The organism is Paenibacillus xylanivorans (assembly GCF_001280595.1).
Lineage (GTDB): Bacteria > Bacillota > Bacilli > Paenibacillales > Paenibacillaceae > Paenibacillus > Paenibacillus xylanivorans.
Genome location: NZ_LITU01000059.1, coordinates 381,745 through 395,976 on the forward strand (window position 1 = coordinate 381,745; position 14,232 = coordinate 395,976).

Below are 14,232 nucleotides of genomic sequence, written 5' to 3' on the forward strand. Positions count from 1 at the left end.
AAAAAATTTTCTCCTTTAAGATATTTCCTAAAATAGTTTTGAATAACTGATGGAAAATTTTTCGCTAAGGATTGTTGTTCATTTGAATTTAGAGAATGGAATGCGAAAGTCCTAATTATTGACCAAATAAAAAATGCTTCTAATAACTCGAAATAATTCTCTTGTAGTTGATTTACTTTGCTATACGATGAAATAAATACTTTCCTATTCTCAGATGAAAGATGCATAAATGTTTCAGCCATATCAAATAAATAAAAGCCATAGCCACAATTCGAAAAATCTATAGGTCGAGGAATATCTTCATAAAAAACATAGTTACTCTCATGAAGGTCAGAATGAATAATTCCCCAGTTACTCGGCAAACGTTTATGACTGTGTATCACATTTGCTATTTTGCGTGCTGACTCTTCCACATGAACAAACGCTTCGCTTGAGATAAGCTCTAAATTTACTAACTCTTTTAATTGATGAAGTGATGAATATAAATGATCGGAATTGTATATTGGTCTATTAAAGCCTTCAGGTTCATTCCACTGCATTGAATGTCTATGTAAAGCCGCCATTAAGAGAGCCAAATTCTCAGTTTCGTTACTTGTCGGCTCTCTATTAAGCACTCTTCCATTAACCCAATGATGAATAGTCACCATGAATGTATTTTCGCTATGATCAGTTGATATTTCTGTTACCAGATCACCTCGAAGATTTCTTACAGGTGCAGGTACGACGAGATTTGTATCTCTAACCAAAGCTTCAAGCCAAATAAGCTCTGATGCGATATTCCCTTTTGATTTAATGGAACTCGTTGCGATATGGATTTTGATAAGAAACGTTTGATTAACATCGTTAGTTTGAACTCGAAATGTAACATTATCACTCTTTCCGAGATACACAAGTTTTCCCCAAATGATTGGGTATTGACGCAACGCTTTCTTCGCCACCTTCGTATAACCTTCTTCAGAAAACATAGTACCCACTCCAGTTAATGTGATTTTCACTTCACAATTTTACCCAGTAAACGTTATTTTATGGTGACAAAAGTTGATTATAACTAAACTTTACTGCTGGGTAGTTGAATAAAGGCCGCCGATCCTGTTGATCGGCGGCCTCCTTTGGTTTAATGGAACTTTTGTTTCCCGTAGCTCAATGAGTACCCTCCATTTAGTGGTTCAAAACTCATCGATCAACGAGATACCTTTAGTAATCCTCATTCTACTATCTTGCAAGAAATCGCGGGTCCAATCATCTGGTTTGCTTAAATCCCAGCTCCGATGCATACCGACAATCACAATGATTTCACGAAGTCTAAGGAAAAGCTTCAACAAATCCTTCCAGTTGTCTGGCATTCGTCGGCCATCCTCTGTATAGCCTAGCTCGAAGTGCTTTATAAAAAGATCATACTGGACCTTTCGTTCGAATTTCGAATCTTCACCGAATACATATAGCAAGTAATACAGCTGTATAGCAATATCCTCGACATACCAACTGTACTGGCACTCATCGAAGTCAAAGAGAGTTAATCCCCCAGCTTCATCGATCGTGAAGTTTCCCACATTAATATCTCCGTGGATCAAACCAAAATTATCCGCATTAACAGGCAGACTCGCTAATTGTCCTTTAAGTTCATCAAGGGCAATAAGGATTGGTCGAAATTCTGACGGCAAATAATCCTCGGCTCGTAAAAGGTATTCATTAAACTCCCAAGTGTGCCTTTTGGCTTTGATAGGCTTGTAAAGCTTCGCTAATTTATGAAGACGGCCCGTTATACGTCCACACTCTTCATAAAGTATAGAATTGCCTAGACATTCTGGATATCCGATTTTACAGCCTGGTGCATATTTAAAGGAGGTTACGTAAAAATCAATTGTATTTCCTTGAATTAATTCGTAATACTCTCCATTAATTGAAGAAATCGGTTCTGACACTGATATACCACTCTCTGAAAGATAACGAATCCAATCTATTTCTGCTACAAGTACTTCCGACGTGCGAAGAGTGCTCGGAGTGAAACGGAGAATATATTTGAATTCATCGCGATCATAGGAATAAATAAAGTTTTGAAAGCCTCCAATGAAAGTGAGTTCCTTTTGGCTGACTCCATAACGCGCGGCGCCTTCTGCGGCATGTTCGTCCAAGAACAATAATTTTATTTTGGGGTCCATTAGTTCTCCTTAGTAAAAAAGATTAAATTATGGCCTACTCACTGCTGTTGCCTAATTTTAATGAATGCCTGGTGACATGCGAAAGCCCCACTTTCAGATTTTTCTATTCCATAGCAATCATACTAATCCAACTTTTTACAGTCAACCAAAATGGTTGATCTATTGCGTTAACCTGCCCGTTAGCTTAATAAAAAGAGCAGGATACCGAAGTACCTGCTCTTTTATGAATATTATTCCACTATCATTTCCCGTTAGTTCAATCTGGACTGACATGAATCTTGTTCATTACAAGCCAATCAAGAGTTTTAGACCGAGGGTTTTCTCCAAACCTGTTGATGTGCTTGAATATCTCTCACACCTTACGAACAGAGGGCGAGTAAAATACGTCAGCATGCATATGATGAATTTTGTCCCAGTTACCAGGATTGGTTGTGTCTGGAGTGCGTTGGTCCAAAATGGCCTGATATAGCGCGGTCTTTTGTTCTAAATGCGCAATATGCCGTTTGGCTTCTTCGAGCTGAACGAGAGCCGCTTCTTTATGCTCCATCATGAGTGCGAAGCGTTGCGGGATGGTCGAATCCCCTTCGAGACATAGATCTATATACTTTTTGATAAATTCAATTGGCATCCCGGATTGCTTGAGACATTTTACGCCATGCAACCAGTTGATCGATTCATCGTCGAACATCCGAATGTTGTTTTGATTGCGCTGTACGCTCGGCACCAGGCCTTTATCCGTGTAAAAACGCACGGCGTGCTCAGTGAGTCCCGTTATCTTGGCGGCTTCTTTGACCGTATATATGTGAAACCCTCCTTGAAAAAAAATTTTACAAGACGGCTTGCCTTCGTGTAGCACGAAGGTTCTAAGCTTATTGTAATGCAATTCAGCCGTATGTGGAATTAGCGCTGCAGTGCCCGATTCCCGGGATACGCGCCGTTTGCAGTTATACATTTAAACACTAGGAGGAGTTAGAATGCAAACTGTAACATTGAACAACGGAGTGAAAATGCCTATCATCGGCTTCGGTGTCTACCAGATTCCCGATGCTGAAGAATGCGAGAACGCAGTATATGAAGCACTGATGGCCGGTTACCGCCTGATCGACACCGCCGCCGGTTATCTGAACGAGGAAGCTGTCGGACGTGCAATCAAGCGCAGCGGCGTACCACGTGAGGAGCTGTTTATCACGACTAAGCTGTGGGTTCAGGATGCCGGCTACGAGAGTGCCAAGCTAGCGTTTGCCAAATCCTTGAAGAAGCTACAGCTCGATTATCTCGATCTATACCTTATACACCAGCCGTTCGGCGATTACTACGGTGCTTGGCGTGCGATGGAAGAACTGTACCGCGAAGGTAAAATCAAGGCGATCGGTGTCAGCAACTTCCTGCCCGACCGTCTGATGGACCTCATCGTGCATAACGAAATCGTACCTGCCGTCAACCAGGTTGAAACGCACCCGTTCTACCAGCAGATTGAGAGTGCCGCTTTTATGAAAGAGCAGAGAGTGCAGCACCAGTCTTGGGCGCCGTTCGCTGAAGGACAGGGCAACATGTTCGGCAACGAAGTGCTGGCCTCGATTGCAGAAAAACACAACAAGTCCGCCGCTCAGGTCGTGCTGCGTTGGCTTGTTCAGCGTGAAGTCGTTGTTATTCCAAAATCGGTGAGAAAAGAGCGGATCATCGAAAACTTCGACATATTCGATTTTGAGTTGAGCGCAAACGATATGGAACATATTTCCTCCCTTGATACGCGGGAAAGTCTTTTCTTATCCTACCACGATCCAAAATTCGCCAAGATGCTGGGCACCTTGAAAGTCGATCTTTAAACCTTGATCGACCGTAAACTCATCACGTTTTAAACTCGTTTATTAAGAAAGGACAACTTTCTGCCCCTTAGTTTAACAAGAAAACAGCCGATTACATAAATCAGCTGCTTTCTTGTTTTTATTTAACTAACCTTTCCCGTTAACGTGAAAATTTATTAGTACATCATTCTGAATTGAACCATCATTATAACGATAAGAGAAGAAATAAAGCTTAGTATTGCAATCAAAATATGAAGACAACTGAATGAGATTTTTTCCAGAAAAATTCTTTCTTTTCTTTGAATGAAGCATGAGTAAATTAACACAGTGATCACAATAGGCAAATATTGATGAAGATCCGGTCCATCCATACTCGGTAATACTTTATTAATATATCCACCTATTGTTTCATTAATGATCATAAATGCATATATAACTCCGATTAACGCTGAAATAAAAAACTGAAATGCTAACTGAATTAGATTTTTCTTTAAAAATAAGAGACCAATTTTTTGGTATAGGTCATTGACCATTATGTATTTGTTGCCTCCTCATTTTTTTTAATAGTACTCCTCCTATATTTTACCACACAGTTCGTTTTATGGATTCCGTGCAGCGATACCCCAAATTAAAACTAACCTGCCCATTAGTTCAATAAGATAGAGGAGCAGTATCGTCCGGGTCTGAACCGGCTGCTCCCCATACTTCCCCATCAACGTTATAACCGCCACCACTCCATTGAAGCAAGTAGCCTCCAGTATGCATGCCTTGCGTGAAACCTTCATTAATATTTATCCAATCCAGAGATTCCCCGGCAGCAATCGTTCTAGCAAAATACACTTTATTAGTATCTAAGTGTGTTAAACTAACATTGACTTCATGTCTACTATTGTTCTTCATTAGAAGTTTTATATGTACGAATTCCGAATTTACGGTAAAGGGTTGCTGTACCGTTGCGCCCTCAGAAGCAATATAGTGCGAGGGTTCATTCTCTTCTTCACTTAAAGAATTAGTGAGGGTTGTACTTGTTGACTTGCTTGATAATACACCAGACTTTGGAGTAGAGGTATTCTCTTGAGTTGGACTTATTGAATCACAAGCAGTTACGGCCGCTGTTGTTAAAGATAATAATAAAACAGCAAAAAAAAGTCCCTTTTTTTTCACAATTTTATCCCTCGTATTCTTTTATTAGTTATTCTAGAACCTATAAGACGTTGCTCGTTATTAATAACGCTATCAAATCAATGAAAGTTACATCTGTAATTCACAAAATGGGACTGAGTTACCCTGTTAGTATATTTTATTGTTCAGTTTAGGTTTTTCTGAATCTTTCACTTCATAAGGATAAGTGATCATCCTCTACTTCTCCAGATAAGTTAAATATCATTTGATACATTGCAGCATACACTTCTTTATAGTGTACTCTAAGTGTAATTACTACATGATTATAGCCATCATCTGGCCAATTAGTAATACGAAGTGATACACTATCCACGAACAACTCTATTTTATTTGGATCATATTCGGGGAATTCTTTTTTAAATTCATCATTACATTCTTTCTTATAATTGTTAAAGTAGTTCCAAAATCCTGAGTAACTCCGATCTTCAAATTATACTCTTCAACAAAATCTTTTATTTCTTGAACATTCATTTTAATAGCCCCCGCTCTTATTCGACGTAAGAATTCAACTAAGATTATTTAACAAGAATTTCAATTGGATTCATTGTTAATGAGATATCCCCTGCAATATTTACAAGGAGATTTTGTTTCCCTTTTTTCGTTACTATAAATTCATCTTCAACCTCAACTATTTGACCTGACTTAAACTCAGTTAAATATCCCATATCCGTATAATTACGCTCCTCATTACTACCCGAAAAGAAAAAACGAATGATTGGTTTTCCATGGGAAACTTCAACGGGTTGAATACCCGTATATTTAAGAGTCCCTTTTACTTTTAGTGCTTCACCAGTAACTATACTAGTTGGCGTTGTTACTTCGAGAACAAAATCAGATGCTACTACACTTTGAGTCACAATTTTTTCATTTTTTTCTGTTGATGAACACCCAGCAAATATCATGGGTACCACGAATACCAACATTAAGATCCAACTACTCATTTTTGTCACATCATATCACCTCTCTCATACTACAACGGATTTATATAGAATTTGTTGCTTAATTTCAAGAATACAAGTCATTCCGCTTTCGTAGTCTACTTAAAGTCAAATAAAATAGGCTCCCATGTAAGCTGGCAGCCTTAATTACTTTCGTTTTCCGTTAGTTTGAATTACTAAATCATCTCCTTGATTTTGCTAACGCGATCATTTCCTCTTTAGTTAATTCTCCGCTGTCCATTTCAATGAAAGTATCATTTTGTACCCATCGTAGGTATCCTCCTGGTATATGGTTAGCCCATGGTTCAAATCGCCCTTCGATTCCATTTATGTTCATTTTCTCTCCATGTTCATTAAACTTAAAATCCTCGACTATAGTTCTTGTTGTACTTGTTCGATTACGAACATCGATGTTAGTGATAACTCGGTTTATTTTATATCCACCAGCTTTATGTTCTTCAATTCCAAACAAATATGTCTGTCCTGATTCATCAAAAAAATGAAGTCTAACTTTTGAAACAGATAGACTAGGAGCAAACGGGTAAGGTTCCTTAATTTCTAATTTATAGCTTTGATCCGAGCAAGACGGCGTAAAGAGTTTGAAATCCGCAGCAGTTTGCAGCTTGTCCAAATCAACATTTGAAAAAGCTAGCGTAGGTTTAGCTGATGCGATGAGTAGGTCATTGTTGATTCCAACAGAAAGCGTAAAGATAAAAATCAATGAAACAATTCGTTTAAGCAATGGCATTCCCTCCATATTTTTTGGTAATAGTATGCCATTGTTTAATTCAACTATTCTTCCCTTTAGTTTAAACACAAAAAATCCCAGAGTCTGTTACTCTGAGATTTCCGCCATTATTCGTGTGGACCAGCTTATATTAAATGAAAGGCTCAATTGATTTTCAGTTGATAATCTTAAATGTTATTCTCTAACTCTCTCCAGCGTCATCATCTACTCTGAGATATACTGATCCAAACATAGGAATCATCAATTGTTTAGTCTTATCGTTAACTTGATTTAATTTACGGGCTATTTCGGATTCGTTGAAAATTGTCACTGCGTTATTCCTGAGATCAGCATTATTACAGAAACATTTAAAAGTATTTTTCGTAACATACTTATTCACCTCCAGGTGAGTAAGGTAGAGTTGTCCATACCGAGCTCACAACCTATGTCCATTACAGAACATGATAGATTATTGATACTGCTATCTCCTCCAGATCTCCACTTTCCTATACACTGGTAGATCATGACAAGCCTTTATGAAGTGCAGTAATATCCAAACATCTGGCTTCAGTTCAGAGTCTACAATGTAGATTTGGCCATTTAACGTTTACTTTGTACATATCATCAGGGATACTTGAATGTACGTATGCTGCATCGCTTGCAAATACAAATACTTATCTAATCGATAATCGGTACAATTTCTTGTCCTTTCCGACTTTTCCAGTAAAAAAATAAGATATGATGTGACGCAACACTTTTATGATTCTGTAATTAGAAAAGCCATTGTCTGTAAAAGACAATGGCTTTCTAGCATATTGCTTTCGAGCGGATTCAAAAGTAACCATTTGACCCTCGTTAGATGGTTGCTTTTTGTAATTATAATCAGCATAGATTCGTGAGCGTTAATCAAACCCAGACCTTTTCGGAGGCGATGGAGTTACTTGTGATCGTTATATCCCTAAATGATGCTTTCACCGTATTGTTCTCATTATGCGAAGTGACAGCTAACCCTAAATAGACAGTTCGATCGATTTTCATTTCATGAATCGAATATAATATCCAGGTCTCACCGTCTGTGCTATAGAATCCGTAAAAAACATTACCAGACCTCTTTAGCCTTAACCAAGTATTTGGATAATTAATTGGGAACTCTGCTGGTTCTGAGCTATAATCCTTAGGATATATTGCTAAAGAATCACCGCCAGACTTTTCCCGATATTGAAATTCATACCCACCATTATTTTTATTTCGTGAGCTATTATCAGGAAAAACCATAAAGAATACATGCTCACTATCAGCAACTAATGATTTACGAGCCATTAGGCCCGCTTTCGTATAGAGATCAGCCATACTAAGTGATTCTAACCTTACTGCCATATCGAAATCATCATGAATCGTTACATAGCTAAAATGGAATTGATCTGACGTCCCCCAGATGTCTTGCCCGCCTGCAATTACATCGTACCCTGTATCAACCTTTTCAATAGAACCTTTTAAATCAACGTTTCCGATATCTTCACTTATTAAATTCACCTGATTCATAGATACCTCCAGCAACTCTATCGTGAGAATTATTGATCTAAATTATCATCGTATATTGTATACGGATAACAACACATTTTTCCTATGGTAGTCGTCTGCCTCTTGAACTTACAAATAGAGAATACCACTCTTCTCTCGTCATAGTTAGATTCATTGCCTCCCCGCATTTTTGAATACGGTCTGGTCTAGTAGTACCTAAAATAGGTTGAATCCCTGCGGGATGTCTCAATAGCCATGCCAATAGAATTGCCTCGGGTGATGTTTCTTTTTGATCAGCCATATCTTTAACTAGTAATGATGTTTCTTTTATAGATTCGGTTTGACCATCTAAATTTCTTCCTGAAAACAGCCCTTGTGCTAAAGATCCCCAGGCTTGAATTTGTATATTTTCAAGACGACAGTATTCTAAAGTTTCTTCAGGGAAATGAGCATTTATACGTTCATTATGGTTTACAAGTACTCCCATTTCTAACCAATCAAGTTTAGCCAGACTCATCTCCAGTTGGTTGATGATTAATGGTTCATTAGAATAGGATTGTAGCAGTTTGATTTGTGCTGCACTCATATTCGAGACACCAAAGTGTCTTACTTTACCGGATTCTTTTAATTCATGAATTACTTCAGCAACTTCTTCCGGTTCCATCAGTGGATCTGGACGATGTAGTAGTAAAAAATCAATATATTCAACCCCAAGTCTTTTTAGGATTCCGTCGACACTGTTGCGAATATAGTCAGAAGAAAAATCATATCTTCCGGGCCTTCCTGGACCGTCTTCAAAGCGAATACCACATTTAGATTGAATTAGTATTTTTTCTCTCAGATCTTTACGTTCCTTTAAAACTTGCCCAAATACAATTTCTGCTTTTCCAAAGGTATAAATATCCGCATGATCAAAAAAATTAATACCAATTGAGAGTGCTGCATCAACTGCCTGATGGGCCTGCTTTATATCTTCTTCTGTGATTGGATTTTGATTCCAGCCACCGCCCAATCCCATACATCCCATCACCATACGACTTGTGGATATTCCTCGTTTTTCCAATTGCAATGGTTTCATTCTCCATCCTCCATATCATGATTTTTTTGTCATTCTTACATGCTTTTCTTACACCCGATATACTATAGCCTCGTAAGGTAGGAAATCGATCACCACATCCTGATTGGTTCGTTCAGGGTTATTGCCGATGACGATGTCGCCCAGCTTCCCTACGCCGAGGTCGAAGATGTTGCAGGTCGCTGGTTGCTCCGAGATGTTCAGCAGCACCAACCATGACTCCTCTCCGAGCGTTCTCGTATAAGCGTAAATCTGCTCATGCTGATCCAGATATGTCTCGAACTCGCCATAAACCATGACCTCGTTATTCTTTCTTAAAGCGATGAGCTGCTTGTAGTAATAGAAAACAGAATTCTCGTCCGCCAGAGCCTGTTCGACATTGATGTCCTTGTAATTAGGATTGACGCCGATCCACGATTGTCCTTCCGTGAAGCCGGCTTGTAATCCGGCATTCCACTGCATAGGAGTGCGGGAATTATCGCGGGATAGATGCTGAAGCTCCTTTAGTACTGCCTCTGGATCGCGGCCTTTTCCGACCTCTTCCTTATACTTGTTCTTCATCGCAATATCGTTATATTCGTCGATAGAATCGAACCGGATACCCGTCATCCCGATTTCTTCGCCTTGATATATATAAGGCATGCCCGGCAGGGTGTGAATGAGGGTGGCGAAGCATTTGGCCGATTGTTCTCGATATACGGTATCGTTGCCGAAACGCGATACAACCCGCGTATGGTCATGATTGTTCAAAAATTGGGAGTTCCACCCCTTCCCCCACAAGCACTTGTACCAGTGATCCTGGATTTTTTTGAAGCGCGGCAAATCCCAATGGGCCATATAATCGCACACTTCAAAGTGGAAAAGCGTGTTTAACTCTCCACGGTCCTCGCCGACGTAGAGCACGCCGTCCTCGGGGTTCACGAACGGAATTTCGCCGACTGTAAACACATCATAATGCTTTAACACTTTGTCATGCATTTCCTGCAAATACTCGTGAATTCCGGGGTTATTGCCCAAATACGAAATATCCTCGGGCCGCTCGGCGTCCGGGAAGCCCGGGATTTTGGCAAGCAAATTGATGACGTCCATCCGGAAGCCGTCGATCCCTTTATCCAGCCAAAAACGCATAAAATCATATACTTCCTCCCGTACCATCTCGTTCTCCCAATTCAAATCCGGCTGCTCGTCAGAGAAGGAATGGAAGTAATACTCACCCGTTGTTTCGTCGTATGTCCAAGCGGAGGGGGCGAAGTAGGAACGCCAATTATTCGGTTGCTTGCGCCAAATGTAATAATCGCGCTTTGGAGATTCGATGCTGGATCGCGATTCCTGAAACCAGGCATGCTGATTGGAGGTGTGATTGACGACTAAATCCATAATAAGCTTCATTCCGCGGTCATGGACGGCAGCCAGCAACTTCTCGTATGTGGCCATCGTGCCCGCCTTTGGCATAACCGAACGGTAATCCGCAATATCGTAGCCGTTGTCGACGTCAGGCGAATCGTAGCATGGATTTAGCCAGATGACGTCCACACCTAGGCTTTGAATATAATCCAGCTTGCTATATACCCCCTCAAGATCCCCATATCCATCGCCGTTGCTGTCATAAAAGCTGCGCCAATACACCTGATAGACAACCGCTTCTTTCCACCATGTTTTGTTCATTTTTACTCTCCCCCTTGCAATTCATCTGGCTTGTACAAATGATAAATTTCACTTTACTGCCCCTGCTGCAATCCCTTTAATAATATATTTTTGAGCTATAGCATAAAAAATAACAATAGGGATAATGGTTAATGTTAAGCCTGCCATCGCTTGATTCCAAACAATTGTAAACTCGCCGAAGAAATAGAACGTTGATAACTGAATAGTTCGCAAACCTTTTTCAGATAGCACAAGTGACGGAAGCAAGTAATCATTCCATGAAGCAATAACATCAAGAATTGCTACTGTTACAGATATGCTTTTTAGTAAAGGGAATACAATTCTCCAGAATACGCCAAATGTACTGCAACCATCTAGAACAGCCGCTTCCTCTAACGCTACAGGGATTGATTTGATAAAACCGTGATATAGAAATACAGCAATGCCAGCGTGGAAGCCAATATTCATAAAGATTAATCCTCCATGCGTATTTAGAACTGGCAAATGTAAATAAGTACGTATCCAATCCATTACTTGCATAAGTGGCATCATTAATGTTTGAAATGGAATAAGCATCGTTGCTACAAACAAGAAAAAAATGATTTTACTCAGTACATTGTCCCGACGTACAAGCATCCATGCCGTCATTGAAGCAAGCACAACGACAAAAATAACAGTTACAATCGTCACATATAGTGAATTTCCAAGGGCAACTAGGAAGTTCATTTTCTTCATTGCTGTTATATAATATTCGAAGCTGAAGGTTGCTGGTAAAGAGAGTACATTTTCATATAATTCGGCCCGTGTTTTAAATGAATTAACAATCACAATGTAAATTGGTGATAAAAACACCAGTGAGATAATTACGATTAACAAAGAGAGTATTCCATTTTTAGCCTTGATCATTACATCTGCACCTCTCTTCGCTTGGTAATGATGACCTGAGTTATCGTTACAAGCGCAATAATGACAAAGAACAGAATTGCTTTTGCTTGACCAAGCCCATAATTACCATATCCAAATATCTCATTAAATACATTCATAGCAAACAACTCAGTATGGTGAATTGGGCCGCCGTTAGTTAATGACAAGTTAACATCATAGATTTTGAACGCACCTGATAAAGTTAAAAATAAGCAAACGGTGAACGATGGCATTAATAACGGAAATACGATTTTGGTCATGCGATGCCATATATTTGCTCCGTCAACTTTAGCTGCCTCCATTACTTCATCAGAAATCCCTTGAATACCAGCAATATAGATAACCATCGTATAGCCTGCCATCTGCCAAGTGAAGACAACTACCAATGCAATCAACGCGTAATTTGGATCTATAAGCCAATTAAAGAATATATTATCGAATCCCGTTAATGATCCTATTTGGTTAGCTCCATCTGTAAAAATGAAGCGCCAGATGTATCCAAGAATTAAGCCACCAATAAGATTCGGCATAAACAATAGCGTGCGAACAAGATTACTTGTTTTGAATCCAGAAGTAACCAGCAAAGCAAAAACTAAACCCAATAAATTAACGCTAACCAGAGCGAATATAGTGAATTTTATTGTATTCCACGAAGATGCAAGAAAACGCTTATCCTGCAACAAGGCAGTATAATTATCAAAGCCAACAAATACTTTAGGGGTACCATCAATTCCCCCCCAATCAATGAAGGAATAGTAAATTCCAATCAAAAACGGTACAAGTACAACAATAGAAAAAACCAAAAACAGCGGCATAGTGAATAGGAAATACCATAGTTTTTTATTTGGCATACGAAACTCCCTTTTATCAAGTTCGACTTAGAAGAAATTAGGAAAATCTAACACCTTTATAAGGGTTTAGGCTTTCAACAATACATGTCATTTTCTTAATTAGCAGCTTTCAACCAAACATCACGAAGTTTATCAAGGAATTGATCTGGGGTCATTGAAGGATTAAGAAAGAATTCAGATGCTAGCGGTGCTAGATCATTAATGATAATTCCTTGTGGGAAATAATTCATAGCCCGAGGAATTATATTTCCAGATTGTGCTGCTTCATATACTTGCTGTGATAACGGATCTAAACCAGTTGGTTCAATTGTTGTAACCGCTGGAACAAAACCAAAATCATTAAGAATTGTATTTTTACCTGTCTCGCTAGTGTACAACCACTCTAAGAATGCATTAGCTGCTGTAATTTGCTCTTGAGATGCTTTATTATTGATAACCCAACCAGATGGGATGCCCACTTCCAATTTATCGTTTCCAACTATAGGAACAGGTGCCATACTAATATTAATATCACCATAGTCAGCAAGCATACTGTAACTCCAGTTACCTTGGTGTACAATTGCTGTTTTACCTGTTGCGAGGTCACCCATTTGTCTGTCATACGTTACTTCAAGTGGATTAACAGTATAAGCACGAATAGCTTCCATCAATTCGGAGAACTCCTGGAATTCTGGTATTTCTTTCAAATCAACTTCACCTTTGTTAACTTTCTGAATGAAAGCTACAGGATCTTCTTGCAATGCAAAGGGAGTATTAATAATATGTCCAATCAAGAAATACGCTGTTTGAGACAGACCCAAACCATTAATACCATCAGCATTGAATTTTTCAAGAGCTTGTATCAATGACTTTGTATCTTTAACAGTTGAAGGATCATATAAGTCTTTATTGTAAACGAGCCCGAACCCTTCAATTCCAATTGGAACACCTACAATTTTATCATCAATTTTCAGTTCCATATTTGGAACGATATACTTAGCATAAGATTCATTCGTCATGTCATAGAAATATGATGCAAATTTTTCAGCTTCAACACCTTGTTGCACAGAAAAAATAGTTGGACCTTCATTAGCAGCTAACTTTGTTTGTAACTGTGTAATGTAGGAATCACCTGCGGAACCCCAGACCTCAACTTCATTTCCTGTTTCTTTTTTATACTTAGATGCCAAGTTCTCAAGTGACTCAGCAATTTCAACTTTACTTTGGAATAAAGTAATTTTAGCAAGCTTCTCAACATTATTTCTGCCATCACCTGTTCCTTCATCCGTATTGTTACTACATGCTGTTAAAAAAATAAAAAGCATAGTAGTAAGTAATACAAGACCCCATCTTCTCTTCATTAATTCTTCCCCCTATCACGTATTTGGAATTTATTTCACAACATAAGCTTGATTATAACTATAAAA

General features: G+C 38.9%; 13 protein-coding genes. 1 reads left to right on the forward strand and 12 read right to left on the reverse strand.

Going from position 1 to position 14,232, the window contains the following annotated elements; all coding sequences use genetic code 11:
• From AMS66_RS14690 to AMS66_RS14700, 3 genes are all read right to left on the reverse strand, one after another.
• A partial coding sequence (locus AMS66_RS14690) for a phosphotransferase enzyme family protein (RefSeq protein WP_236703405.1) occupies window positions 1-995 on the reverse strand: 995 nt, incomplete at its 3' end.
• Window positions 996-1,166: 171 nt separating this feature from the next.
• Window positions 1,167-2,132: a phosphotransferase enzyme family protein gene (locus AMS66_RS14695; protein ID WP_236703406.1), complete on the reverse strand. Its 966-nt coding sequence runs from the start codon at window positions 2,130-2,132 to the stop codon at window positions 1,167-1,169.
• A gap of 379 nt (window positions 2,133-2,511) precedes the next feature.
• A complete protein-coding gene (locus AMS66_RS14700; protein WP_053781635.1) occupies window positions 2,512-2,961 on the reverse strand; it encodes a MerR family transcriptional regulator in 450 nt (149 codons plus the stop codon).
• Window positions 2,962-3,133: 172 nt separating this feature from the next.
• Here AMS66_RS14700 and AMS66_RS14705 point away from each other — a divergent pair, with 172 nt between their 5' ends.
• On the forward strand, window positions 3,134-3,985 hold the full coding sequence (locus tag AMS66_RS14705) for an aldo/keto reductase (protein WP_053781490.1): 852 nt from the start codon (window positions 3,134-3,136) through the stop codon (window positions 3,983-3,985).
• A 630-nt stretch (window positions 3,986-4,615) separates the two neighbouring features.
• Here AMS66_RS14705 and AMS66_RS14715 read toward each other — a convergent pair.
• The 9 genes from AMS66_RS14715 to AMS66_RS14755 form a co-directional block, all read right to left on the reverse strand.
• Window positions 4,616-5,128, reverse strand: coding sequence for a hypothetical protein (locus AMS66_RS14715; RefSeq protein ID WP_053781492.1), 513 nt, complete (start codon window positions 5,126-5,128; stop codon window positions 4,616-4,618).
• A gap of 533 nt (window positions 5,129-5,661) precedes the next feature.
• Window positions 5,662-6,096, reverse strand: a complete 435-nt coding sequence (locus AMS66_RS14720) for a hypothetical protein (RefSeq protein WP_053781493.1) — start codon at window positions 6,094-6,096, stop codon at window positions 5,662-5,664.
• Between the two features lie 169 nt (window positions 6,097-6,265).
• Window positions 6,266-6,901, reverse strand: coding sequence for a hypothetical protein (locus tag AMS66_RS14725; protein ID WP_201782177.1), 636 nt, complete (start codon window positions 6,899-6,901; stop codon window positions 6,266-6,268).
• Between the two features lie 816 nt (window positions 6,902-7,717).
• Window positions 7,718-8,353 (reverse strand): DUF1349 domain-containing protein, encoded by a 636-nt coding sequence (locus AMS66_RS14730; RefSeq protein ID WP_053781495.1) that lies wholly within the window; start codon window positions 8,351-8,353, stop codon window positions 7,718-7,720.
• A gap of 82 nt (window positions 8,354-8,435) precedes the next feature.
• Window positions 8,436-9,410 carry an aldo/keto reductase gene (locus tag AMS66_RS14735; protein WP_053781496.1) on the reverse strand — a complete coding sequence of 325 codons (975 nt, stop codon included), beginning with the start codon at window positions 9,408-9,410 and terminating at the stop codon, window positions 8,436-8,438.
• 48 nt (window positions 9,411-9,458) lie between these two features.
• The gene (locus AMS66_RS14740) at window positions 9,459-11,072 is read right to left on the reverse strand and encodes a glycoside hydrolase family 13 protein (protein ID WP_053781497.1); all 1,614 of its coding nucleotides are present in this window, start codon (window positions 11,070-11,072) and stop codon (window positions 9,459-9,461) included.
• A gap of 48 nt (window positions 11,073-11,120) precedes the next feature.
• Window positions 11,121-11,957 (reverse strand): carbohydrate ABC transporter permease, encoded by an 837-nt coding sequence (locus tag AMS66_RS14745; RefSeq protein ID WP_053781498.1) that lies wholly within the window; start codon window positions 11,955-11,957, stop codon window positions 11,121-11,123.
• A complete protein-coding gene (locus AMS66_RS14750; protein WP_053781499.1) occupies window positions 11,957-12,826 on the reverse strand; it encodes a carbohydrate ABC transporter permease in 870 nt (289 codons plus the stop codon). Before AMS66_RS14750 ends, AMS66_RS14745 begins: the two co-directional genes overlap by 1 nt.
• A 95-nt stretch (window positions 12,827-12,921) precedes the next feature.
• Window positions 12,922-14,166, reverse strand: a complete 1,245-nt coding sequence (locus tag AMS66_RS14755; protein WP_053781500.1) for a sugar ABC transporter substrate-binding protein — start codon at window positions 14,164-14,166, stop codon at window positions 12,922-12,924.
• Window positions 14,167-14,232: the final 66 nt, after the last annotated feature.